The sequence below is a fragment of the Thioclava sp. ISO4 genome (assembly GCF_058105145.1).
In genome coordinates, this window is the sequence record NZ_CM176571.1 from 1,091,222 (window position 1) to 1,114,763 (window position 23,542).

A 23,542-nucleotide genomic window follows, 5' to 3' on the forward strand; every position below is an offset into this window, starting at 1 on the left:
ACGCTTTCATGAGTGACATCAGCTATATCCGCCAACAGGACAACGAGGCGCGGTTCGGCGACTACATCGCGCTTCTGAAGCCGCGCGTGATGTCGCTGGTGGTCTTCACCGCCTTCGTCGGTCTCGTGGTGGCGCCGAATCCGGTGCATCCCTTCGTGGGCTTCGTCGCGATCCTGTTCATCGCGCTGGGCGGCGGGGCCTCGGGCGCGCTGAACATGTGGTATGACGCGGATATCGACCGGATCATGCGCCGCACCCGGAACCGTCCGATCCCGGCGGGCCGCGTGTCGGAGCGCGAGGCGCTGGGCTTCGGCCTCGCGCTGTCGGGCATCTCCTGCGTGATGCTGGCGCTGGCCACGAATATCTTCTCGGGCCTGTTCCTCGCCTTCACCATCTTCTTCTACGTCGTCGTCTACACGATGTGGCTCAAGCGCGCGACGCCGCAGAACATCGTGATCGGCGGCGCGGCGGGCGCTTTCCCTCCGATGATCGGCTGGGCCGTGTCGACGGGTGGCATCTCGATCGAATCCGTGGCGATGTTCCTTCTGGTCTTCCTCTGGACGCCGCCGCATTTCTGGTCGCTCGCGCTGTTCATGAAGGCCGATTACGACGAGGCGAAAGTGCCGATGCTGACCTCGACCCACGGTCGGGTGGTGACGCGCAAGAACATCCTGTTCTACGCCTTCATCCTCGCCCCCATCGCGGTCGGCACCGGTTTCACCTCGATCGGCGGCCCGGTCTATTTCGCGACGGCGCTGATCATGAATGCGCTCTTCATCAAGGGCGCGATCGAGATCCACGCCCGCACCGAAGCGCAGGCGGAGGCCGACAAATACGCGGTCGAGAAGCGCTTCTTCTATTTCTCGCTCATCTACCTCTTCGCGCATTTCGCGGCTTTGCTGGCCGAAGCGGGGCTGAGCTATATCGGTTTGGGAGTCTGGTAAGCGATGGCAATCACCCGGGACAGTGACCTTCATATCCGTCGGTTCTCGCGCAATGCGGGGCTGGGCGCGGTTCTTCTCGGGTTCGTCGCAATCGTCTTCGGTCTGACCGTGGTCAAGGTCGAGAACGGCTCGAAGATGGAAGCCTACGACCACCAGCCGCGCGCCTCCGTGCTGCCGGCGGAAGGGGCTTCGCAATGACCCAACGCCCCGCAGATCGGTCGAACACCCGCGTGCTGCTCTCGCTGCTCGCGGTGATCGTCGTGATGGGGGCAGGGGCCTGGGCTGCGGTGCCGTTCTACAACTGGTTCTGCAAGACGACCGGCTATGGCGGCACGACCAACACCGCCGAGGTGCTGCCCGACAAAGTTCTCGACCGCGAGATCCTCGTGCGTTTCGACGCCAATGTCGCGCGCGGCATGCCGTGGGAGTTCAAGCCGGTCCAGACCGAGATGAAATTGAAGATCGGGCAGAACGGGCTCGCCTTCTACGAGGCCTACAACCCGACCGATCATCCGATCGCGGGCACGGCGAGCTACAATGTCTCGCCCGACGTGGCTGGCTACTATTTCGACAAGATCCAGTGTTTCTGCTTCACCGAACAGGTGCTGCAACCCGGGGAGAGGGTGCAGATGCCGGTGAGCTTCTTCGTCGATCCCGACATTGTCGAGGATGCCGATGCGAAGCGGATTCACGCGATCACGTTGAGCTATACTTTCTATGAAACCGACCTTCCCGAGCCGGAGGAAACTGCCTCGGTCCGTCAAAGGGAGACGGAGACGGTCAACTAGCCATCGGAGGGAGACGCATGGCCCACGCAAAGAACCACGACTACCACATCCTACCGCCCTCGATCTGGCCATTCCTCGGTGCCGTGGGCGGCTTCATCATGCTCTTCGGGGCGGTGCTCTGGATGCAGAGCATTACCCATTACGTCTTCTTCGGCGGCCTGCTCGTGGTGCTCTACACCATGTATGGCTGGTGGTCGGACGTAGTCCACGAGGGCGAAGTGGGCGATCACACCCCGGTGGTGCGGATCGGCCTGCGCTATGGCTTCATCCTGTTCATCATGTCCGAAGTGATGTTCTTCGCGGCCTGGTTCTGGAGCTTCTTCAAGCACGCCATGTATCCGATGGGCCCGATGAGCCCCATTCAGGATGGCGTCTGGCCGCCCGAAGGCATCCAGACTTTCGACCCGTGGCACCTGCCGCTGATCAACACCGTGATCCTGCTCCTGTCGGGCGTGACGCTCACCTGGGCACACCACGCGCTGGTGCATGAAAACGACCGCAGCCAGGTCAAGCAGGGGCTGATCCTCACGGTCGTCCTCGGCGCCTGTTTCACGGTGCTGCAGGCTTACGAGTATAGCCACGCGGCCTTCGGTCTGGCGGGCAATATCTACGGCGCGAACTTCTTCATGGCGACGGGCTTCCACGGGGCGCACGTGATCATCGGGACGATCTTCCTGCTGGTCTGCCTGATCCGCATCGTCAAAGGCCAGATGACCCAGAACGAGCATGTCGGCTTCGAGGCCGCCGCCTGGTACTGGCACTTCGTCGATGTGGTCTGGCTCTTCCTGTTCGCGTCGATCTATATCTGGGGCAGCGCGTAAGCGCCCCCGGCCATCACACGCAAATGCGCAGATCGGCGCGGGGGGCGACCCTCGCGCCGCTTTGTTGGAGGCTTGATGAAACGCTACATCTTTCCGCTGCTGCTGGGCGTCGTCGGCTGCGCGATCCTGATCTCGCTCGGCATCTGGCAGGTGCAGCGCCTTGGCTGGAAAGAGGCGATGCTGGCCGAGATTTCCGCCAAGATCGAAGGTCAGCCGCAGGCGCTGCCGACGAAGGGCACCGACACCAAGCCGCTGAAATACGAACCCGTCACGGTAAGCGGGCGCACGACGGGGCAGGAGATTCTCGTGCTTTCGGGTCGGAAGGGCGTCGGCGCGGGCTACCGGGTCATCGACGCTTTCGAGACGGATCAGGGCCGCAAGATCATGCTCGATCGTGGCTTCATCCCCGAGGGCGAAAAGGGCACCGACCGCCCCGCCACGGAGCTCACCGTCACCGGCAACCTCCATTGGCCCGAAGAGGCCGATAGCTATACGCCCGAACCCGATGCAAAGACCGGTATCTGGTTTGCCCGCGACGTGCCCGCGATGGCTGCGAAGCTCGGGACTGAGCCGATCCTGATTGTCGCCCGCACCGTTCAGGGCGCCGCGCAGGGCATAACGCCGGTCCCCGTCACCATCACCGGCATCCCGAATGACCACCTCGGCTATGCGATCACCTGGTTTTTGCTCGCAATCGTCTGGGCTGGGATGACAATCTTTCTTCTCTGGCGTATCAGGCGGCAACAGGCCTGAGGATTGACGATGCGTTATGTTTCCACTCGGGGCAAAGCCCCGGTTCTGAATTTCGGCGATGCGATGCTGACGGGGCTTGCCCGTGACGGCGGGCTTTACGTGCCCGAGACCGTGCCGCAGTTCTCCGCCGACGAGATCGCCGCGCTCGCGGGGCAGCCCTACGAGGAAGTCGCGTTCCGCGTGATGAAGCCCTTCGTCTCCGAGACCTTCTCGGACGAGGAACTGCGCGGCGCCATCACGCGCGCCTATTCCGGTTTCGGCCATGTCGCCCGCGCGCCGATGGTGCAGCTGGCGCCGAACCATTTCCTGCTGGAGCTGTTCCACGGCCCCACGCTCGCGTTCAAGGATTTCGCGATGCAGGTGATCGGGCAGCTGTTCCAGATCGAACTGCAAAAGCGCAACCAGAAGATCACCATCGTCGGCGCCACCTCGGGCGATACCGGCTCGGCGGCGATCGAGGCCTTCCGCGGGCTCGACAATGTCGATGTGTTCATCCTCTTCCCGCATGGCCGTGTCTCCGAAGTGCAGCGCCGGCAGATGACGACGCCCATCGAGAGCAATGTCCACGCGCTCGCGCTCGACGGCGATTTCGACGATTGTCAGGGCAAGCTTAAGGACATGTTCAACGATTTCGACTTCCGCGACGAGGTCGGTCTGGCGGGCGTGAACTCGATCAACTTCGCCCGCGTGCTGGCGCAGATCGTGTATTTCTTCTCCTCCGCCGTGGCGCTTGGCGCGCCGCATCGCAAAGTGTCCTTCACCGTGCCCACCGGCAATTTCGGCGATATCTTCGCGGGCTTCCTCGCGAAGGAAATGGGTCTGCCGGTCGAGCGTCTGGTGATCGCGACGAACCAGAACGACATTCTGCACCGCTGCCTCGAAAAGGGCGACTATACCAAGCAGGGCGTCACGCCCTCGATCTCGCCGTCGATGGATATCGAGGTGAGCTCGAACTTCGAACGCGCGCTGTTCTGGGCCTATGGCAAGGACGGGGCCGCGATCGAGAAGTTGATGGACGAGCTGAAAGCCGAAGGCTCCTTCACCGTCTCCGAAAACGCCATCGGTGCGCTGCGCGATATCTACGACAGCGGCTCGGTCGGCGAGGCGCGCACGATGGAAGAGATCGGTGATACGCTCAAGGAAACCGGCGAACTGCTCTGCCCGCATTCCGCGGTCGGCGTGAACGTCGGCAAAACGGCGGTCGCGCGTGACCCGGCCACGCCGATGATCACGCTCGCGACCGCGCATCCCGCCAAGTTCCCCGATGCTGTGGAAGAGGCGACGGGCATCCGCCCCGACCTGCCGCCGCGCATGGCAGACCTGTTCACCCGCGAGGAGCGCGTGACCCGCGTGCCGAACGATCTCGCAGACCTCGAAGCCCTGATCCGGGAGCGCCGCCGCACATGATCGAAATGACCACCCTGAAGAACGGTCTGCGCATCATCACCGAGTCGATGCCGGGCCTCGCCTCTGCAGCGATCGGCGTCTGGATCACGGCCGGTGGCCGCCACGAGCGCCCCGAGCAGAACGGCATCGCGCATTTCCTCGAACATATGGCGTTCAAGGGCACCAAGACGCGCTCCGCGCTGCAGATCGCGGAAGCGATCGAAGACGTGGGCGGCTATATCAATGCCTATACCTCGCGCGAGATGACCGCCTATTACGCCCGCGTGCTGGCCGAGGACGTGCCGCTCGCGCTCGACGTGATTTCGGACATCCTCTTGAACCCGGTCTTCGATCAGCGCGAGATCGAGGTGGAGCGCGGCGTGATCCTGCAAGAGATCGGTCAATCGCTCGACACGCCTGACGACGTGATCTTCGACTGGCTGCAAGAGGCCGCGTACCCCGATCAGCCGATGGGCCGCACGATCCTTGGCCCGGCGGAGAAGGTCCGCAGCTTCGCGCGCGACGACCTCTCGGCTTTCGTGACCGAACATTACGGCCCCGATCAGATGATCCTTTCGGCGGCTGGCGCGGTCGATCACGCGGAAATCGTGAAGCGCGCCGAGGATATCTTCGGCGACTTGCGCCCTGCGCTGAACCCCGCGCCCTATCCCGCGAAATGGGTCGGCAACGAGCGGCGCGAGATCAAACAGCTCGAACAGGCGCATTTCGCGCTTGGCATCGAGTCGCCAAGCTATCGCGATGCCGATCTCTACACCGCGCAGGTCTATTCGGTGGCGATGGGCGGGGGGATGTCCTCGCGCCTGTTCCAGAAGATCCGCGAAGAGCGCGGGTTGTGCTACACGATCTTCTCGCAGGCCGGCGCCTACGAGGATACCGGCATGTTCACCGTCTATGCGGGCACCTCCGGCGACGAGGTGCGCGGTCTGGCCGAACTGACCATCGACGAGCTGAAACGCGCGGCCGAAGACATGACCGAGGTCGAGATCGCCCGCGCCCGCGCCCAGATCAAGGCGGGGCTTCTCATGGGGCTGGAAAGCGCCTCGGCGCGCGCGGAACGCATGGCGCGCAGCCTCTATATCTGGGGCCGGGTGCCCGGGATCGACGAGGCCTCGGCGCGGATCGACAGCGTCACCCGCGATGCGGTGCGCGACTTCGGGGAACGGCTCGCCACTGGCGGGCGCACGGCCATGGCGCTTTACGGGCCGGTCAAGGATGCGCCCGAGCTCGGGGAGCTGCGCGAAAGGCTCGCCGCCTGATGTTCGCGCGTCGTCGTCAGCTGCGGATCGATACGGATCGCATGATCCTGCGTCCGCCGCAGCATGGGGATTATCGTCCGTGGGCCAGCCTGCGCGAGGACAGCCGCGACTTCCTGGTCCCGTGGGAGCCGAGCTGGTCCGCCGATCACCTCAGCCGCAAGGCGTTCTCGAACCGGGTCTATTGGGCGGCGCGCGCGATTGCGAATGGCACCGCCGTTCCCGTTTTCCTGTTCTCGCGCCGCGACGACATCTTTCTGGGGGCGATCACGCTCGACAATATCCGGCGCGGACCTGCGCAGGCAGGCACGCTGGGCTATTGGATCGGCCGACGCCACGCGCGTCAGGGCTACATGCGAGAGGCGATCGAAGCCGTGGTGCACTACGCTTTCACCAAGCTCGACCTGAGCCGCATCGAGGCGGCCTGCCTGCCCGAGAACGCGGCTTCGCGCGGGGTGCTGGAGAAATCCGGCTTCAAATATGAGGGCGTCGCGCAGAGCTACCTGCAGATCAACGGGCGCTGGCGCAATCACGTCCTCTATTCCAACCTGCGCTCGGATCGCCGGGGACGGACGGATGTCCGATAGGAACGGATATGCTGGCGACGGACGTCCGGCCCTTCGCTTGCGCTACGGGCGTTCGCCGGGGCGTCCTTCCACTGGAAGGCCGCTGATCCCGGCTCACCCCCCGGGATATTTCAGCCAAGCCGAAGGAGGCAGAGATGCGCACCGCCGCTGATGAAAGTTTCGTCGAGACGCTGCGGAACGCGGTGCCGGGCCTGAGCCTCGGGGCGCCGGGCGCGTCTTACCTCGAAGAACCGCGCGGGCGGTACCACGGTCTTGGCGGAGTTCTGGTGAAGCCGACGTCGACCGAAGAGGTCGCGGCGGTTCTGAAGCACTGCCACGCGGCGGGCGTCGCCGTGCTGCCCTATGGCGGGGGCACCGGTCTGGTCGGCGGCCAGATCACCGAAGACGGACCTGCACCGGTCATCCTGAGCCTCGAGAAAATGAATGCCGTGCGCGCGGTCACTGGCCATGTGCTGGAGATCGAGGCCGGCGCGACGCTGCTCGAGGCGCAGCAGGCAGCGGAAGGCGCGGCGCGGCTGTTCCCGCTGAGCATCGCAAGCCAGGGCTCTGCCCGGATCGGCGGTGTGCTGGCGACCAATGCGGGCGGGGTGAACGTGCTGCGCTACGGCAATGCGCGCGAGCTGTGTCTGGGCGTCGAGGCGGTGCTGGCCGATGGCACGGTGATCTCGGGCCTCAAGCATCTGCGCAAGGACAATACCGGCTACGATCTGAAGGACCTGCTGATCGGGTCGGAAGGCACGCTCGGGATCATCACGGCGGCGACCCTGCGGCTGTTCCCGCGCCCGGCGGCAGTCGGCACGGCGATGATGGTGGTCGAAAGCCCCGCCGCCGCGCTGGAACTGCTGGAACTGGCCGAGGCCCGGATGCCGGGCTGCGTTTCGGCCTTCGAGATGATCTCGGGGCAGGGGCTGCGCTTTCTCGACGAAGTCGGGCCGGAGGTGCATCACCCTTTTGAGGCGCGCCCCGACTGGTCGGTGCTGATCGAGATCGGTCTGCCCGAAGGGCTGGCACCGGAGGAGGCGCTGGCAGAGCTATTCGAGGCGGCCGAGGGGCTGGTCAGCGATGGGGTGATCGCCAGTTCCGAAAGCCAGCGCGCCCAGATGTGGACCCTGCGTGAGAGTCTGCCGGAAGCGAACAAGCGAATCGGGTCGATCTCGAGCCATGACATCTCGCTGCCGCTGCCGAAACTGGCTGCTTTCATCGAAGAGGCGCGTGGCGCGCTTCTCGACCTCGGCAATATCCGCATCAACTGCTTCGGCCATGTCGGCGACGGCAACCTGCATTTCAACGCGTTCCCCGCCGAGGGGCGCGACCGCAAGGAATACGAGAACCTGCGTCGCGCGATCCCCGAGACGGTCTACGATCTGGTCGACCGCTTTGGCGGCTCGATCTCGGCCGAGCACGGGATCGGGCGGCTCAAGGTGGGCGATCTGGAGCGTTACGGCGATCCGGGCAAACTGGCCGCGATGCGCGCGATCAAGGCGGCGCTGGACCCGAAAGGCATCCTGAACCCCGGCGCGGTGCTGGCGGAGCGCTGAGGGCCAAGAGAAACGCGCCCCGCCAGGAGAGCAGGCGGAGCGCGGCGTTCTGGTTCACGTGTCATTGCAAGCAGCCGAACCATCAGGCCCGCTCAGGTTAGGTCGATTCGCGTAAGAAAGACGTTAACGCGGTCCCAGTGCGGCGGCCTGCCGCGCGATCCGCGCCACGTCGCGGCTGAGGGACAGTTCTTCCTCCATCCGGTCGATATCGACCCAGCGCGCATCCAGCGCGTCGTCGTCCGCGACCGGCTCTCCGGCCTGCCACTGGCATTCGACTGCGATCAGCACGAAGTGATGCTCCAGCGTGCCCTTTCCATCCTCGGCGAGGACGTCGAGCGCGTTGAAGGCATGGGTGGCCCGCGCCTGCACGCCGGTCTCCTCCAGCAACTCGCGCTCTGCCGCTGCAAGTAGCGTTTCGCCGAACTCGACCTTGCCGCCGGGAAAACCCCAGAGCCCGGCATCGGGTGGGTTCGCCCGCTGGACCAGCAGCGCCTGCCCGTCGCGGATCACGACCGCGAGAATGGCGGGGACGGGACGGGGGCTCACGCCCCCTCGAATTCGCACAGAACGCTGACATTCATGCCGCGATCTTCGAGCAGCTTGCGCCCGCCCAGTTCCGGCAGATCGACGATGAAGGACAGGCCCACGATCTCGCCGCCGACGCGCTCGATCAGTTGGATGCCCGCCTGCGCGGTGCCGCCGGTGGCCAGAAGATCGTCGACGACCAGAACCTTCTCGCCGGGTTTGATCGCATCCTCGTGCATCTCCATAACCGCCTCGCCATATTCCAGCTGGTAGGCCTGCGAGATCGTCTGACCGGGCAGCTTGCCCTTCTTGCGGATCGGCACGAAACCTTTCGACAGCTGATGCGCGATCGCGCCGCCGATGATGAAGCCGCGCGCCTCCAGCCCCACGACCTTGTCGATCTGCTGGCCCGCCCAAGGGTGCAGCAACTGGTCGATCGCCATGCGGAAGCCGCGCGGATCGGCGAAAAGCGTCGTCACATCGCGGAACATGATCCCCTCATGCGGGAAATCGGCGATGGTGCGGATATAGTCTTTGACGTTGGTCATGGGATCCTCAGAGGTCGAGCACACGGCCCGCGATGGTCTTCAGTTTGCGCGCCATCTCGGGGTCGCGCTTGTCGGGGGCGGTCATGATCGCGCTGTCGAGGGCGTGGGTGCAGCCGGTGGCGCAATCGCCCGCAGTGCCCTTCAGCAGACCGGGCAGAGCCGCGACCAGATCGCGCGCCTTATCGGCGTTCTTCATCGCGACGGCAACGACCTGCGCCACATCCACGGCATCATGATCGGGGTGCCAGCAGTCGTAATCGGTGATCATTGCGACGCAGGCATAGTGCAGCTCTGCCTCGCGGGCGAGCTTGGCCTCGGGCATGCCGGTCATGCCGATCACGTCGGCCCCCCATTGGCGGTAAAGCTCGCTCTCGGCCTTGGTCGAGAATTGCGGGCCCTCCATCGCGACATAGGTGCCGCCCTCATGGACGCTCACGCCGGTCTTGCGCGCGGCCTCGGCGCAGGCGGCCGACAGCTCTGCACACACGGGATGCGCCACCGAGACATGGCCCACCATGCCGGGACCGAAGAAGGTCTTCTCGCGGGCGAAGGTGCGGTCGATATACTGGTCCACGATCAGGAAATCGCCCGGCGCATAGGCCTCTTTCAGCGAGCCCACGGCGGAAACGGCGACCAGATCGGTGACGCCCAGCTGTTTCATCGCGGCGATATTGGCGCGGTAGGGAACGGTGGTCGGCGTCTCGACATGGCCGCGCCCGTGGCGGGGCAGGAAGGCCATCTTTACACCGTCGAGCGTGCCGGTCAGCACCTGATCGGAGGGCGCGCCGAACGGCGTCTCGACGGTGATCCATTCGGCCCCTTCGAGCCCGTTGATCTGATAGACGCCCGAGCCGCCGATCACCCCGATCATTCTGTCCATTCTGCGCATCCTTCGCCTGTCTTTTCCGCGTCGCGGCGAGCCTAAGCGCCACGGCCCCGGGAGGAAAGAGGGATTGCAGCCACTTGCCGCGCGGTCTATCGGCGCAGGGGGATATGGGAGTCCCCACGGGAGAATCTATGGAAAATATCCGCGGCTCGGTGCTGATGGTCGTCGCGATGGCGGCCTTCGCGATGGAAGACATGTTCGTCAAATCCGCCTCTACCCATCTCGCGGTGGGCGTGGTGCTGATGCTGTTCGGCCTCGGCGGGATGGTGGTCTTCGGCGTGCTCATCACCGCGCGCGGTCAGCGGCTGCTACATCCGGCGCTCGCCTCGAAACCGCTCCTGATAAAGCTCGCGCTCGAAGTGGTGGGGCGCCTCGGCTACACGCTTGGGATCGCACTGACTCCGCTCTCGAACGCCTCCGCCATCCTGCAGGCGACGCCGCTCGTGGTGGTCGCAGGTGCAGCGGTGGTGTTTTCCGAACGCGTCGGCATCCGCCGCTGGGTCGCGGTGGGGATCGGGTTCATCGGCGTGCTGATCGTGCTGCGCCCCGGCCTCGACGGTTTCGTCCCGGCTGCCCTCTGGACCGTGCTGGGGATGCTGGGCTTCGCGGGGCGCGATCTGGCGACGCGCGCCTGCCCGCCGGTCCTGTCGAATTTCCAGCTCAGCTTCTACGGCTTCATGATGCTGATCCCGACCGGCGTGCTGATCCTGCTGATCTTCGGCGGTGTGACGACGCCTGATTTCTTCGCGCTGCGCGACGTGGCCGGTGCGGTGGCCTTCGGCAGCCTCGCCTATTGGTCGCTGACCAAGGCGATGCGGATGGGCGAGGTCTCGGTCATCACGCCCTTCCGCTACACCCGCCTGATCTTTGCTTTGATCCTCGGCGCGGTGGTGTTCGGCGAGCGGCCCGATGCGGCGATGATCGTGGGCGCAGCCCTGATCGTGGCGAGCGGCCTCTACACGCTGATCGAAGGCCGCCGCAGCCGGGCCCGCGCACGGGTCAGAGCTTAGGCCGCAGCATCTCGAAGGTTTCCGACACGGCCGCGTAATCGCCGCGATTGCCGAGCCGCACCAGACGGTCAGGCGGCGAATAGATCCCGTCCTTCAGGCAATCATCGGCGATATGGATGCCCGTCACCTCGCCATGCACGAGGTAATTGCCCTCGCCCAGAAGCTTGATCACCTGCACCACGCGGCATTCGAGCGACGCGGGCGCCGCCGCCACACGCGGGCAGTCGATGGTCTCGCATTCCGCCTTCTCGATCCCGCATTCGGCGAACTCATCCGTGCCAGCAGGGAAGTTCGCGCAGGAGGCGTTCATCTGATCCTTCAGTGCATAAGTCACGAGATTGGCGCAGAACACGCCCGCTTCGCGCAGCTGCGAGACGCTGTCCTTCGTGCCGTCGCGGTCGGGCTTCACCCCGGTCGAGGAGAAGATCACCTGCGGCGGCGTATAGGCGACCGCGTTGAAGAAGGAGTAGGGCGCAAGGTTGTCGCCCATCTCGCTGCGCGTCGAAATCCAGCCGATCGGACGCGGGGCGACGATGGAATTGAACGGGTTATGGGCGAGAGGGTGGCCATCCGAGGTGCGATAGAACATGCTTTCTCCTGTTTGATCCCGAACTTAGCGCATGCTACCGCGCAGGAAAGGGGCAGCCTGAAAGGGGCGGCGGGCGTATGTATCAGCTCGAACAAGAGACAGCGGAAGACTGGTGGGAAGTCGAGGCGCTCTATGACCTCTGCTTCGCGCCGGGTCGCACGGCGCTGTCCTCCTACCGGTTGCGCGACGGGGTCGATCCAGTGCGCCCGCTTTGCCTCACGCTGCGCCAGGACGGCATCCTCGCGGCGGTGATCCGCTTCTGGCCGGTCAGGGTGGGCGGCAAGCGCGTGCTGCTGCTGGGGCCGATCGCGGTCCACCCGACGCGGCAGGGCGAAGGGCTGGGCGGAATCCTGATGCATGAAAGCCTCTCGCGCGCTGCCGATCTGGGCTGGGAGCGGGTGCTGCTGGTGGGCGATGCGCCCTATTACCAGCGCTTTGGCTTTTCAAAGCTCGACGATGTCGAGATGCCGCCGCCCACCAATCCCGACCGCGTTCTGGGGCTCGAACTGGTGCCCGGCGCCTGGGAGGGCGTGCGCGGTCAGGTCGAGAAAGACGACTGATTGCCGAAGCGCCCCCGCCGCCCCATATCAGGGAAAGGCAAGGAGGCGATGATGGCAGATATTCTTCCCCCCGTGAGCGACCCGGCGATTCTGGGACAGCTCGACTCGCTCGCGAAACGCCACCGCGCGGCGGGCGGCGTGGTGATGCAGGTGATCGGCTATATCGGAGGCTCTGCCGAGGGGCTGCTGGGCAAATTGCCCACCCCGGTCCGCAATGGGCTCGACGGGGCGACCGAACGCGCGTTGTCAGGGGCGATGACCGCTGCTGAGCGTTCGCGCGGGATCGTCTCGGACCGGCCCGACTGGATGAACCGGACGCTGACCACCGCGATGGGGGCTGCGGGCGGCGTCGGGGGCCTGGGCAGTTCGCTCGCCGAATTGCCCTTCACGGTCACCATGCTCCTGCGCGCCATACAGGGCATCGCCGCCGAACATGGCTTCGATCCGGCCTCGGAAGAGGTGCGGCTCGAATGCCTGCGGGTCTTCGCCTCTGCCGGGCCGCTCGAAGATGATGACGGGATGGACCTGAGCTTCCTCGCCGCGCGGGCCACGATCACCGGGCCGAGCATGAAGTCGCTGATCGCCAAGGTCGCGCCGCGCCTGTCGATCGTGCTGGGGCAAAAGCTTGCGGCTCAGGCGGCCCCGGTTCTTGGCGCGGTCGCAGGTGCCGCCGTCAACTACGCCTTCACCAGCTATTATCAGGAAATCGCCCGCGTCCATTTCGGTCTCAAGCGCCTTGCGCGCGACACCGGCACCGATGAGGGCGTTCTGCGCGAGGAGCTTGTCGCCCGCATCTCCACGTGATCGAAGCGCCGCGCCTCTGGTCGCGGTCGAATGCCTCCGGCGGGGATGTTTAGACCAAGAGGAAGAACGTTTCTTTTCCTCTTGGCGAAAATATCCCGGGGGGCTCCGAAGGAGCGGGGGCAGCGCCCCCTCTGAACCCTCAGCTCTTCGCGTCTTCGAGGATCATCTGCGCCGCCTTCTCGGCGATCATCATCGTCGGCGCGTTGGTGTTGCCCGAGGTGATCGTCGGCATCACCGAAGCATCCGCGATGCGCAGGCCCTTCAGCGCTTTCAGCCGCAGCCGCGAGTCCACCACCGCGCCGTCATCCGAGCCCATCCGGCAGGTACCGACGGGGTGGAAGATCGTGGTGCCGATATCGCCCGCCGCTTTCACCAACTCGGCTTCGGTCTGATAGTCCGGGCCGGGCTTGTATTCCTCGGGTTTGTATTTCGAGAACGCTGGCTGCGAGGCCACGCGGCGGACCTGTCGGATCGCTTCGGCGGCGACGCGGCGATCGCCCTCGGTCGAGAGGTAATTCGGCGCGATCTCGGGATGGGCGCGGAAATCGGGCGAGGTGATATGCACATGGCCACGGCTTTCGGGGCGCAGGTTGCACACGCTCGCTGTCATGCCGGGGAAGGGGTGGACCGCATCGCCGAACTTGTCGAGGCTGACCGGCTGGACGTGATATTCCAGATCGGGCGTCTCCTTCTCGGGGAAGCTGCGCGTGAAGATGCCCACCTGCGAGGGCGACATCGACATCGGACCCGAGCGGAACAGCGCATATTCCATGCCGATCTTCGCCTTGCCCCAAAGGGTCGAGGACATGGTGTTCAGGCTCTTGACGCCCGAAACCTTGTAGATGAGGCGCAGTTGCAAGTGATCCTGCAGGTTCTCGCCCACGCCATCGACCTCGGCGACCGGGGTGATGCCATGCTCGGACAGCACGTCGCCGCGCCCGATCCCCGAAAGCTCGAGAATCTGCACCGAGCCGACCGAGCCTGCCGAGAGAACCGTCTCGCCCGCCTTCACGTCGTGGCTCTGGCCGTTCTGGTTATAGCGGATGCCGAGGACGCGGCCCTCCTCGATCAGCAGCTTCTCGACCTGCGCATTGGTCTCGATCCGCAGGTTGGGGCGTTGCATCGCAGGCTTCAGGAAGGCTTTCACAGCGCTCCAGCGCCAGCCGGATTTCTGCGTGACGTGGAAATAGCCGCCGCCCTCGTTCGTGCCGGTATTGAAATCGTCGGTGCGTGGGAAGCCGGCCTCTTCTGCGGCCTCGAGGAAGGTGTCGAGCATCTCCCAGCGCACGCGGGCTTCCTCCACCCGCAATTCGCCGCCCGCGCCGTGCAGGTCGCTCTCGCCGCGATAGAAATCTTCCTGCTTCTTGAACAGCGGCAGCACGTCGTCCCAGCTCCAGCCGGGATTGCCCGACTGCGCCCACATATCGTAATCGCGCGCCTGACCGCGCATGTAGATCATGCCGTTGATCGAGGAGCAGCCGCCAAGGATACGCCCGCGCGGATAGAGCAGCTCGCGCCCGTTCAGACCAGCATCGGCTTTCGACTTGTAGCCCCAGTCGGTGCGCGGATTGCCGATGCAGTACAGGTAGCCCACCGGGATATGCACCCAGTGGTAATTGTCGCGCCCGCCTGCTTCGAGCAGCAGCACCTTGTGCTTGGGGTTCTCCGACAGACGGTTCGCCAGAACGCAGCCTGCGCTGCCACCGCCGACCACGATGTAATCGTATTGCTCCATTAGCCCCTCCCGAACTGCGCCTCCGGGCAAGACTTTCGCAAGCTGCCGCGCGGGAAACAAGGCCATGACCCGTTCATTCGCGCAAAGTAGCTTTGCGAAAACGCAAGGAGGGGCTTGCCTGTGAGGGGGGTGATCCGTTCTATGGCGCAAATCCTGCCGGAGCCTTTCATGGTCCTCTACCGCCTTCTCGTCAGTATCGCGAGCCTGCCTGTTCTGGCGGCGCTGCTCTGGCGCGTTCTGCGCGGGCGGCAAAGCTGGACGGCTCTCGCGGAGCGGCTGGGCGGCGGGGAGGCCGCGCAGCGCCGTCTGTGGCTGCATGCCGCCTCGAATGGAGAGCTGACCTCCGCCAAGCCTCTAATCGATGCGCTGCTGGCCGCAGATCCCGCGTTGCAGCTGTTGGTGACGGTGAACACGGTGACGGCGCGCGAGCTGGGACAGGGCTGGGCCGATCCGCGCATCGCGATCCGCATGGCCCCGCTCGATCATCGCGCCGTGCTGCGGCGGTTTCTGTCGCGCCACGAGCCCCAGGCGCTGGTCGTGATTGAGAATGAGCTCTGGCCGAACCGCATGGCGCTGATGGCCGATGCGGGGCGGCCGATCTTCGTGATCGGTGCACGGATGTCGGCGCGTTCGGTGGCGCGCTGGGCCAAGATCGGGATCGCGCAGCCGATGGTCGCGCAGATCACCGCGCTTTCGGCGCAGGATGCGGGATCCGAGGCGCGGTTCCTTGACCTTGGCCTGCCGCGCGACCGACTGATGCCGCCTGCCAATCTCAAGACGGCGATCACCGTCGCGCCCGGGGTGCCGCTCGACTGGCCGCGCAGCGACACGGTTCTGGCTGCCTCGACTCATGAGGGGGAAGACGCGCCGATCCTTGCCGCCTTCGCGAAGGCGCGCGCGCGCCGCCCCGGCCTGCGCCTGATCCTCGCTCCGCGCCATCCGCGCCGCGCGCCCGAGATCGCGGCGCTGATCGGCAAGGCCGGGCTGCCTCATACCACCCGCTCGAAGGATGAACCCGCGACGGCGGAGGTCTATCTGGCCGATACGCTGGGCGAGATGGGGCGCTGGTATGCCAGCGCAGGCCTGTGTTTCGTTGGCGGCTCGCTGGTCGAAAAGGGTGGCCATACCCCTTATGAGCCCGCGGGCTTCGGCTGCGCTTTGCTGCACGGCCCGCATGTCGCGAATTTCGCCGATGCCTATGCCGCGCTCGATGCGGCAGGCGGGGCGCGGCTTTGCGAAACCGAAGCCGATCTTGCGGCGGCCTTCACTACGATTGACGCCGACGCGCAGGCCGATATTGCGCGCGCTGCCCGGAAGGCTCTTGGCCCGCCTGCGGATGTCGAAAGCCTTGCAAAGGCGCTCCTCGCACGGCTCTGAGCGACGGCGACGCGCTTGCATAACGGCCTGAAACGCTTATTTGCATATGCATCCGGGAGATGCAGACATGATCCGTTATACGCTGCAATGCGAGAATGAGCACCGCTTCGACAGTTGGTTCCCCTCGGCCTCCGGGTTCGAGGCGCTCAAAGCCGCAGGCCAGTTGGAATGCGCGATCTGCGGTGCGAAAAAGATCGAGAAATCGCTGATGGCACCGCCTGTCGCACAAACGCGCAAGACGGATGAGTCCGCCCCCGACCGCCCTCTTTCGCAGCCGCGATCCGAGGCCGAACAGGCCCTCGCCGCGATGCGCCGCGAGATCGAGAAAAATTCGGATTACGTCGGCATGAATTTCGCCACGGAAGCGCGGGCGATGCATGAGGGCACCGCCAAAAGGCGCGCGATTCACGGCGAGGCGAAGCCCGAAGAGGCGCGCAAGATGTTGGAGGACGGGCTGCCGGTTCTGCCGCTCCCCTTCCTGTCCACGCGCAAGACGAACTGACCCTTTTCGCTCTTTCCAAATATCCCGGGGTGAATTCGCGAAAGCGAAGAGGGGCAGCGCCCCAGTGCCGATCTGAGGCCTTCAAAACGCCAAATCTCTTGCGCGGCTCAACGGCTTGAGCTAGCAGAGGCCCGACTCTGCCCAAGGGGGATTTCCATGCCCATTCTGGTGATGAAATTCGGCGGCACTTCCGTCGCCGATCTCGACCGGATCGCCAACGCCGCCGAAAAGGTGAAGCGCGAAGTCGAACGCGGTTACGATGTCATCGTGATTGTCTCGGCGATGTCGGGCAAGACCAATGAACTCGTCAACTGGGTCGAGACCACTTCGCCGCTCTATGACGCGCGCGAATATGACGCCGTGGTCGCCTCGGGCGAGAATATCACAGCCGGGCTGATGTCGCTGCGCCTGCAGGAGATGGGTGTCTCCGCGCGCAGCTGGCAGGGCTGGCAGGTGCCGATCAACACGACCTCGGCGCATGGCGCGGCGCGCTTCGTGTCGATCCCGCGCGAAAATCTCGACCAGAAATTCTCCGAGGGCTTCAAGGTCGCGGTGATCGCGGGCTTCCAGGGGCTTTCGCCGGAAAACCGGATCACCACGCTCGGCCGGGGCGGCTCCGACACGACCGCCGTGGCTTTCGCCGCCGCCTTCGGCGCGGAGCGTTGCGACATCTACACCGATGTCGACGGCATCTACACCACCGACCCGCGCGTCTCCTCCAAGGCGCGCAAGCTCGACCGCATCGCCTTCGAGGAGATGCTGGAACTCGCGAGCCTCGGGGCGAAGGTTCTGCAAACCCGCTCGGTCGAGCTCGCGATGCGCTACAAGGTGCCGCTGCGCGTGCTAAGCTCCTTCGAGGAAACCACGGAGAATTCGGGCACTCTGGTCTGCGACGAGGATAAAATCATGGAATCGAAAGTTGTCTCCGGCGTCGCCTTTTCCCGCGACGAAGCGAAAATGACCCTCGTGACGGTCGAAGACCGCCCCGGCATCGCCAGCGCGATCTTCGGGCCGCTCGCCGATGCGGGGGTGAATGTCGACATGATCGTCCAGAACATCTCCGAGCGTCAGGCCGAGCATGAGGTCAAGGTCACCGACATGACCTTCTCCTGCCCGGTCAATCAGGTCGCCCGCGCCCGCAAGGCGATGGAAGACGCCCGCGACGCCGGGCTGATCAAGTTCGACGAGCTGGTCGCCGACGAAGACGTGGCGAAAATCTCCGTCGTGGGCATCGGTATGCGCTCCCATGCGGGGGTCGCGGCGAAGATGTTCAAGGCGCTGGCCGCTGAAAACGTGAACATCAAGGTTATCGCTACGTCGGAAATCAAGATTTCGGTGCTGGTCGACCGCAAATATCTGGAACTGGCGGTTCAGGCCCTGCATGATGCCTTCGAACTCGACAAGGCCTGAGTAACCCGAAGGGCCGCAGAAACAGGGACGACCTGCGCGGATGGTGGAACTGAGCGAAAGTGATAGTCGCACGCTATTGCGACGCCTGCGCGATACGCTGGCCACAGAGGGCGACGGGCAGGACCGGCTCAATCACATCACCCAGATCATCGCGGATTCGATGGGCACCGAAGTGTGTTCGATCTACCTTTTCCGCGATCCCGAAACGCTCGAGCTTTGCGCAACCGAAGGTCTGAAGGCAGAGGCCGTCCACCACACGCGGATGCGGCTGGGCGAGGGTCTCGTGGGCCGCGTGGCGCGGTCGGGTCGTCCGATCAACTCCGCCGATGCGCCCTCCGAGCCGGGCTTCCGCTACATGCCGGAGACGGGCGAAGAGATCTATTCCAGCTTCGTCGGCGTGCCGATCCAGCGCGTGGGCGAGAAGCTGGGCGTTCTGGTCGTGCAGTCGAAGGACGAGCGCAGCTTCTCGGATGACGAACTTTACGGGCTCGAGGTCGTCGCGATGGTGCTGGCCGAAATGACCGAACTCGGTGCTTTCACCGGCGGCGAGAATTCCGAGATCGGCGCGACGCATCGCTTCCCGGTCATGTTCCGCGGCGCGACGGGGCAGGAGGGCGCCGCCGAGGGGCGCGTCTGGCTGCACGAGCCGCGCGTCGTCGTGACGAACCCGGTCGCCGAGGATCCCGAGGCCGAGGCTGCGCGCCTCGAAGAGGCGATCACCGAACTGCGCGGCAAGATCGACGAGATGCTGGCCAGCCCGACCCTGATCGACAAGGATCAGCGGCAGGTGCTGGAGACCTTCAAGATGCTCGCGGCCTCGAAGGGCTGGAAGCGGCGGATGCTCGAAGACATCGCAGCCGGCCTCTCCGCCGAAGCCGCCGTCGAGAAGGAACAGAACGCCGCACGCGACCGGATGCGCAAGGCACCCGATCCCTACCTGCGCGAACGGCTCAACGATCTCGACGACCTGTCGAACCGCCTGCTGCGGCAGCTGACGGGGCAGGGCAGCGATACCGGCGCCGAGATGCCGGAGAACCCGGTTCTGGTGGCGCGCAATATCGGCCCGGCGGAACTGCTCGACTATGACCGCAAGCTCAAGGGCGTGGTGCTGGAGGAGGGCTCCGTCGGATCGCATGCCGCGATCGTCACCCGCGCGCTCTCGATCCCGCTGGTGATCCATGCGGGCCGGATCACCGCCGAGGCGCTGAACGGAGATCCGATCCTCGTCGACGGCGATCAGGGCGTGGTGCATCTGCGGCCCGAGGAAAGCGTGGCCCATGCCTTCCGCGACAAGATCGCGATGCAGGCGGAGGCGCAGAAACGCTACGCCTCGCTGCGCGACCAGCCCGCGATGGACAAATCGGGCCAGACCGTCTCGCTGATGATGAATGCGGGTCTGATGGCGGACCTGCCTTCGCTGAAGGGCTCCGGCGCCGACGGGGTGGGCCTGTTCCGCACCGAGCTGCAATTCCTGACCCGCACCAAGGTGCCGCGCCGCAACGAGCTGGTGCAGCTCTACAAGCGGGTGATGGATGCCGCCGATGGCAAGCGGGTGAATTTCCGCACGCTCGATATCGGCTCCGACAAGGTCGTGCCCTACATGAAGCCGCAAGACGAGCCGAACCCCGCGATGGGCTGGCGCGCGCTGCGGGTGGGGCTCGACAAGCCGGGGATCCTGCGGATGCAGCTGCAGGCGCTGCTGCGCGCCGCCGACGGGCGCCCGACCTCGATCATGTTCCCCTTCATCGCGCTGCCCGAGGAATTCTACGCCGCGCGCGACACGCTGCTGCGGGTCCGCGACCGCGAGGCGCAGCTGGGCCGCACCGTGCCTGAAGAGCTGCGCATCGGTGCGATGCTGGAAACCCCGAGCCTCGGTTTCGCCCCCGACAGCTTCTACCGCGATTGCGATTTCATCTCGATCGGCGGCAACGATCTGAAGCAGTTCTTCTTCGCCGCCGACCGCGAGAACGAACGGGTGCGCCGCCGCTACGATACGCTCGACGGGTCGTTCCTGAACTTCCTCGAACGGATCATCGCGCGCTGCGCGGTCTCGGATACCCATCTCAGCTTCTGCGGCGAGGATGCGGGCCGCCCGATCGAGTCGCTGACCTTCGCGGCGCTCGGCATCCGCACGCTCTCGATGCGGCCCGCCTCGATCGGCCCGGTCAAACACCTGATCCGCCGCGCCGATCTGGGCGAGCTGCGGCAGGTGATCCAGCAGGCGCGCAATGCCGGCCAATCCAGCGTGCGCCCCGCCGTGACGAGCTACCTCGCCCATCTCTGAGCGGGGCAGGGGCAGCCTCTCCTATCCACGAAATCTCACCCCCGGAATGATTTTGGGCCAAGGCGAAGCTCTGACACTTCGCCTTGGCCCAAATATCCCGCGGGGGTCTGGGGGCGCGAAGCCCCCAGCCTTGTCTTCATTCGTCAGCCTGCGGCCAGACGCTTCGCTTCCGCTTCCTTGAACGATTTATCCGAGGGCGCGATGAAGGTGTAGAACATCGGCACCACGAACAGCGTGAACATCGTCCCGATCAGGATCCCCGAGAAGATCACGAGGCCCATCGCCTTGCGCGCCTCTGCACCCGCGCCTTGCGCGAGGATCAGCGGCACCACGGCCAGCGCCATTGCGGCGGTGGTCATCAGGATCGGACGCAGACGGGTCTGCGCGGCTTTCACGATGGCCTGCCTGCGGGTGAGGCCCGACTGCTCGCGCTGCTGATTGGCGAACTCGACCATCAGGATCCCGTGCTTCGTGATCAGACCGACCAGCGTGATCAGCCCCACCTCGGAATAGATGTTGAGCGTGCCCAACCCAAGGTTCAGCGGCAGCACCGCCCCGAAGATCGTCAGCGGCACCGTCATCATGATGATGAAGGGGTCGCGGAAGCTCTCGAACTGCGCGGCGAGCACGAGGTAGATCACCAGCACGGCCGCCGCGAAGGCGATCAGGATGGTGTTGCCCTGCTGCGTCTCGATCCGCGACTGGCCCGAATAGTTCACGTAGAAGCCTTCGGGCATCACCTGCTTGGCGATGTCGACGATGGTCTGCACACCCTCGCCGGTGGAGCCACCGGGCAGCGGCAGCGCCGTGATCGTGGCCGCGTTCAGCTGGTCGAACTGTTCGATCGAAGACGCGTTCACCCCGGTGTCGATCTTCACGAGCGACGACAGCGGGATCATCGCCCCCGAGGACGAGCGCACGAAGTAGCGGCCCAGTTCTTCGGGGTTCGCGCGGAACCGCTGCGGCACCTGCGGGATGATGTCGTAGCTGTTGGAGTCGCGGTCGAACTGCGCCACCGACGCCTCGCCCACCAGCAAGCCCAAGGTCGAGCCGATATCGGAGACCGGCACGTTCAGCGCCGCCGCCCGGTCGCGGTCGATCGTGACATTGACCTGCGGGCTGTCGAAGTTGAGCGAGTTCTGCACGACGATGAACTTGCCCGAGGCCTGCGCCTTGTTCTTGATCTCCTCGGCCACTTCGGCGACGCGTTTCGCGGAGTGGATCGACTGGATCACCACCGAGATCGGAAGGCCGCCCCCGGTGCCCGGCAGCGACGGCGGGGCGAAGGCGAAGCCTTTCAACCCGGTCGATTTGCCGAGATCGCCCTGAATCTCCTGCTGGATTTCCTTCTGGCTACGGTTGCGGTCCGCCCAGTCCTTGAGCGCCCAGATATAGATGCCCTGAGAGCTGTCGCCGCCGAAGCCCGCGATCGAGAAATCGGTGCGCACTTCGGGAATATCGGCCGTGTCGCGCCCGATCTGGTCGATATATTTCTGGGTGTACTCGCTGGTCGCGTAGCGCGGCCCGTTCAGGATCGCGAAGAGCGCGCCGTTGTCCTCATCCGGGGCAAGCTCGGAATTGGTGTTCATCAGCATGAACCCGGTCACGCCCACGAGCGAGGCGACGATGAGCAGGGTGATCCCACGCAAATCGAGCGAGCCATCGACGCGCCGCCCGTACCAGCCCGAGAGCCGGTCGAAATTGCGGTCGACGAAGGCCTGGAAGCCCTTGGACTCGCCATGTCTCAGCAGGCGGCCCGACATCATCGGCGTGATCGTCAGTGCGATCACCCCCGACAGGATCACCGATCCCGCCAGCGCGAAGGCGAATTCCCGGAACAACTGCCCCGTCAGCCCGCCGGTAAAGCCGAGAGGCGCGAGCACCGCGGCTAGCGTGATCGTCATCGCGATGACCGGCCCGGTGATCTCCTTCATGCCCTGCACGGCGGCTGGGATCGGTTTCATCCCCTCTTCGATATGTCGGTGGATATTCTCCACCACCACGATCGCGTCATCGACCACGAGGCCGATCGCCAGCACCATCGCCAGCAGTGTGAGAAGGTTGATCGAATATCCCAGCGCCAAGAGCACCGCGAGCACCCCGATCAGCGAGAGCGGAATGGTCACGATCGGCATCGCCACCGAGCGCAGCGACCCGAGGAACAGCAGGATCACCACGGTCACGATTGCGACCGCCTCGCCGATGGTCTTGAACACCTCGTGGATCGAGGCCGAGATCGTCTCGGTCGAGTCGTAGACCAGCTGGATCTTCATGCCTTCGGGGAGCGAGGCGTTGATGTCGGGCAGCGCCTTGCGCACCGCCGCCGCCGTATCGAGCGGGTTGGCGGCAGGCGTCGGATAGACGCCGAGGAAGGTGCCTTCCTTGCCCTCGAAAGTGACGATCTCGTTCTCGGAGGCCTTGGCGAGTTCGATCTTCGCGACATCGCGCAGCCGCACCACGTCATCGCCCTTGCCCGAGATCGGCAGTTTGCCGAAGGCTTCCGGCGTTTGCAGCGTGGATTGCAGCGTGATCGACTGGGCGACGTATTCGTTCTTCGTCTTGCCCGGGGCCGAGAGGAAGTTCGACGCCTGAATCGCGCCCACGACTTCCGATGCCGTGACGCCGCGCGCGGCGAGCTTGTCCGGATCGATCCAGACCCGCATCGCGTAATCCGAGGCGCCGATGATCTGTGTCTGAGCCACGCCCGGAATCGTCGACATGCGCGGACGGATCACCCGGCGCAGATATTCTGTCAGCTGCTCGGGCGTCATGTTCGGGTTGAGCGCCGCGAGATACATCAGCGCGAAGGTTTGGCCGGTGCCCTTCTGGATCACCGGGTCCTTCGCCGCCGAGGGCAACTGGCCTTTGACCTGCTGCACCTTCGAGAGCACTTCGGTCATCGCCGCGTCGGAGTTCGACCCGAGCTTCATGTGGACCGAGATGACCGAGGCCGAGGGCCGCGACTGGGTGGTGACGTAATCGACGTTCTCAGTGGTCGCCACGGCGGCGGCCAGCGGCGAGGTGATGAAGCCCTGAATCAGTTCGGGCGAGGCGCCGGGATAGGCGGTGGTGATCGTGACCACCGTTTCCTCGACTTCCGGATATTGGCGGACGGGCAGGTTGAAATAGGCCTGCGCGCCCAGCAGGAGCATGAACGCGCCCAGCACCATCGACAGGACGGGGCGGCGGATGAAGATCTCGGAGATGTTCATGGGCTTGGC

At 65.1% G+C, this 23,542-nt stretch carries 22 protein-coding genes; 16 read left to right on the forward strand and 6 right to left on the reverse strand.

What is annotated here, in order from left to right:
• Window positions 1-8 precede the first annotated feature (8 nt).
• The 9 genes from cyoE (at window position 9) to AC2TZ7_RS05575 (ending at window position 8,091) form a co-directional block, all read left to right on the forward strand.
• Window positions 9-944: a heme o synthase gene (gene cyoE / locus AC2TZ7_RS05535; RefSeq protein ID WP_078521869.1), complete on the forward strand. Its 936-nt coding sequence runs from the start codon at window positions 9-11 to the stop codon at window positions 942-944.
• Between the two features lie 3 nt (window positions 945-947).
• The gene (locus tag AC2TZ7_RS05540) at window positions 948-1,142 is read left to right on the forward strand and encodes a cytochrome c oxidase system small membrane protein (protein WP_078540229.1); all 195 of its coding nucleotides are present in this window, start codon (window positions 948-950) and stop codon (window positions 1,140-1,142) included.
• Window positions 1,139-1,732 (forward strand): cytochrome c oxidase assembly protein, encoded by a 594-nt coding sequence (locus tag AC2TZ7_RS05545; protein ID WP_078521866.1) that lies wholly within the window; start codon window positions 1,139-1,141, stop codon window positions 1,730-1,732. Before AC2TZ7_RS05540 ends, AC2TZ7_RS05545 begins: the two co-directional genes overlap by 4 nt.
• Before the next feature lie 17 nt (window positions 1,733-1,749).
• On the forward strand, window positions 1,750-2,553 hold the full coding sequence (locus AC2TZ7_RS05550) for a cytochrome c oxidase subunit 3 (protein ID WP_098409911.1): 804 nt from the start codon (window positions 1,750-1,752) through the stop codon (window positions 2,551-2,553).
• A gap of 72 nt (window positions 2,554-2,625) precedes the next feature.
• Entirely contained in the window at window positions 2,626-3,306 is a 681-nt protein-coding gene (locus tag AC2TZ7_RS05555; RefSeq protein WP_489866173.1) for an SURF1 family protein, read from the forward strand.
• A 9-nt stretch (window positions 3,307-3,315) separates the two neighbouring features.
• On the forward strand, window positions 3,316-4,713 hold the full coding sequence (thrC, locus tag AC2TZ7_RS05560; protein WP_489866174.1) for a threonine synthase: 1,398 nt from the start codon (window positions 3,316-3,318) through the stop codon (window positions 4,711-4,713).
• Window positions 4,710-5,969, forward strand: a complete 1,260-nt coding sequence (locus AC2TZ7_RS05565; RefSeq protein WP_078604301.1) for a M16 family metallopeptidase — start codon at window positions 4,710-4,712, stop codon at window positions 5,967-5,969. Before thrC ends, AC2TZ7_RS05565 begins: the two co-directional genes overlap by 4 nt.
• Window positions 5,969-6,553, forward strand: a complete 585-nt coding sequence (locus AC2TZ7_RS05570; protein WP_098409914.1) for a GNAT family N-acetyltransferase — start codon at window positions 5,969-5,971, stop codon at window positions 6,551-6,553. Before AC2TZ7_RS05565 ends, AC2TZ7_RS05570 begins: the two co-directional genes overlap by 1 nt.
• 134 nt (window positions 6,554-6,687) lie before the next feature.
• On the forward strand, window positions 6,688-8,091 hold the full coding sequence (locus AC2TZ7_RS05575) for an FAD-binding oxidoreductase (RefSeq protein WP_489866175.1): 1,404 nt from the start codon (window positions 6,688-6,690) through the stop codon (window positions 8,089-8,091).
• A 123-nt stretch (window positions 8,092-8,214) separates the two neighbouring features.
• On the opposite strand, the gene AC2TZ7_RS05580 is transcribed toward AC2TZ7_RS05575, so the two are convergent.
• From AC2TZ7_RS05580 to AC2TZ7_RS05590, 3 genes are read right to left on the reverse strand one after another with little or no spacing between them, the layout of a single operon-like run.
• Window positions 8,215-8,637, reverse strand: a complete 423-nt coding sequence (locus tag AC2TZ7_RS05580; protein ID WP_489866176.1) for an NUDIX hydrolase — start codon at window positions 8,635-8,637, stop codon at window positions 8,215-8,217.
• A complete protein-coding gene (locus tag AC2TZ7_RS05585; RefSeq protein ID WP_078521850.1) occupies window positions 8,634-9,164 on the reverse strand; it encodes an adenine phosphoribosyltransferase in 531 nt (176 codons plus the stop codon). Before AC2TZ7_RS05585 ends, AC2TZ7_RS05580 begins: the two co-directional genes overlap by 4 nt.
• A 7-nt stretch (window positions 9,165-9,171) precedes the next feature.
• Window positions 9,172-10,044 carry an S-methyl-5'-thioadenosine phosphorylase gene (locus AC2TZ7_RS05590; protein WP_489866177.1) on the reverse strand — a complete coding sequence of 291 codons (873 nt, stop codon included), beginning with the start codon at window positions 10,042-10,044 and terminating at the stop codon, window positions 9,172-9,174.
• A 137-nt stretch (window positions 10,045-10,181) separates the two neighbouring features.
• Between AC2TZ7_RS05590 and AC2TZ7_RS05595 the strand changes: the two genes are divergently transcribed.
• Window positions 10,182-11,060: a DMT family transporter gene (locus AC2TZ7_RS05595; RefSeq protein WP_489866178.1), complete on the forward strand. Its 879-nt coding sequence runs from the start codon at window positions 10,182-10,184 to the stop codon at window positions 11,058-11,060.
• Here the strand turns inward: AC2TZ7_RS05595 and AC2TZ7_RS05600 are convergent.
• Window positions 11,050-11,649 carry a flavin reductase family protein gene (locus tag AC2TZ7_RS05600; protein ID WP_489866179.1) on the reverse strand — a complete coding sequence of 200 codons (600 nt, stop codon included), beginning with the start codon at window positions 11,647-11,649 and terminating at the stop codon, window positions 11,050-11,052. The two genes, AC2TZ7_RS05595 and AC2TZ7_RS05600, sit on opposite strands and share 11 nt — an antisense overlap.
• Before the next feature lie 77 nt (window positions 11,650-11,726).
• On the opposite strand from AC2TZ7_RS05600, the gene AC2TZ7_RS05605 reads away from it, so the two are divergent.
• Window positions 11,727-12,209 (forward strand): GNAT family N-acetyltransferase, encoded by a 483-nt coding sequence (locus tag AC2TZ7_RS05605; protein WP_489866180.1) that lies wholly within the window; start codon window positions 11,727-11,729, stop codon window positions 12,207-12,209.
• A gap of 48 nt (window positions 12,210-12,257) precedes the next feature.
• The gene (locus AC2TZ7_RS05610) at window positions 12,258-13,013 is read left to right on the forward strand and encodes an EcsC family protein (RefSeq protein ID WP_489866181.1); all 756 of its coding nucleotides are present in this window, start codon (window positions 12,258-12,260) and stop codon (window positions 13,011-13,013) included.
• A gap of 139 nt (window positions 13,014-13,152) precedes the next feature.
• Here the strand turns inward: AC2TZ7_RS05610 and AC2TZ7_RS05615 are convergent, their stop codons facing one another.
• Window positions 13,153-14,748 (reverse strand): GMC family oxidoreductase, encoded by a 1,596-nt coding sequence (locus AC2TZ7_RS05615; protein ID WP_489866182.1) that lies wholly within the window; start codon window positions 14,746-14,748, stop codon window positions 13,153-13,155.
• 168 nt (window positions 14,749-14,916) lie between these two features.
• Here AC2TZ7_RS05615 and AC2TZ7_RS05620 point away from each other — a divergent pair, with 168 nt between their 5' ends.
• The 4 genes from AC2TZ7_RS05620 to ptsP all read left to right on the forward strand — a co-directional run bounded on the left by AC2TZ7_RS05620 (window position 14,917) and on the right by ptsP (window position 20,321).
• Window positions 14,917-16,125, forward strand: a complete 1,209-nt coding sequence (locus AC2TZ7_RS05620) for a 3-deoxy-D-manno-octulosonic acid transferase (RefSeq protein WP_489866183.1) — start codon at window positions 14,917-14,919, stop codon at window positions 16,123-16,125.
• Between the two features lie 67 nt (window positions 16,126-16,192).
• A complete protein-coding gene (locus tag AC2TZ7_RS05625) occupies window positions 16,193-16,627 on the forward strand; it encodes a DUF1178 family protein (protein ID WP_489866184.1) in 435 nt (144 codons plus the stop codon).
• A gap of 156 nt (window positions 16,628-16,783) precedes the next feature.
• Window positions 16,784-18,037 (forward strand): aspartate kinase, encoded by a 1,254-nt coding sequence (locus AC2TZ7_RS05630; protein ID WP_078521836.1) that lies wholly within the window; start codon window positions 16,784-16,786, stop codon window positions 18,035-18,037.
• 40 nt (window positions 18,038-18,077) lie between these two features.
• Window positions 18,078-20,321 (forward strand): phosphoenolpyruvate--protein phosphotransferase, encoded by a 2,244-nt coding sequence (gene ptsP, locus AC2TZ7_RS05635; RefSeq protein WP_098409924.1) that lies wholly within the window; start codon window positions 18,078-18,080, stop codon window positions 20,319-20,321.
• A 143-nt stretch (window positions 20,322-20,464) separates the two neighbouring features.
• Here the strand turns inward: ptsP and AC2TZ7_RS05640 are convergent, their stop codons facing one another.
• Window positions 20,465-23,533, reverse strand: coding sequence for an efflux RND transporter permease subunit (locus AC2TZ7_RS05640; RefSeq protein ID WP_489866185.1), 3,069 nt, complete (start codon window positions 23,531-23,533; stop codon window positions 20,465-20,467).
• Window positions 23,534-23,542 lie beyond the last annotated feature (9 nt).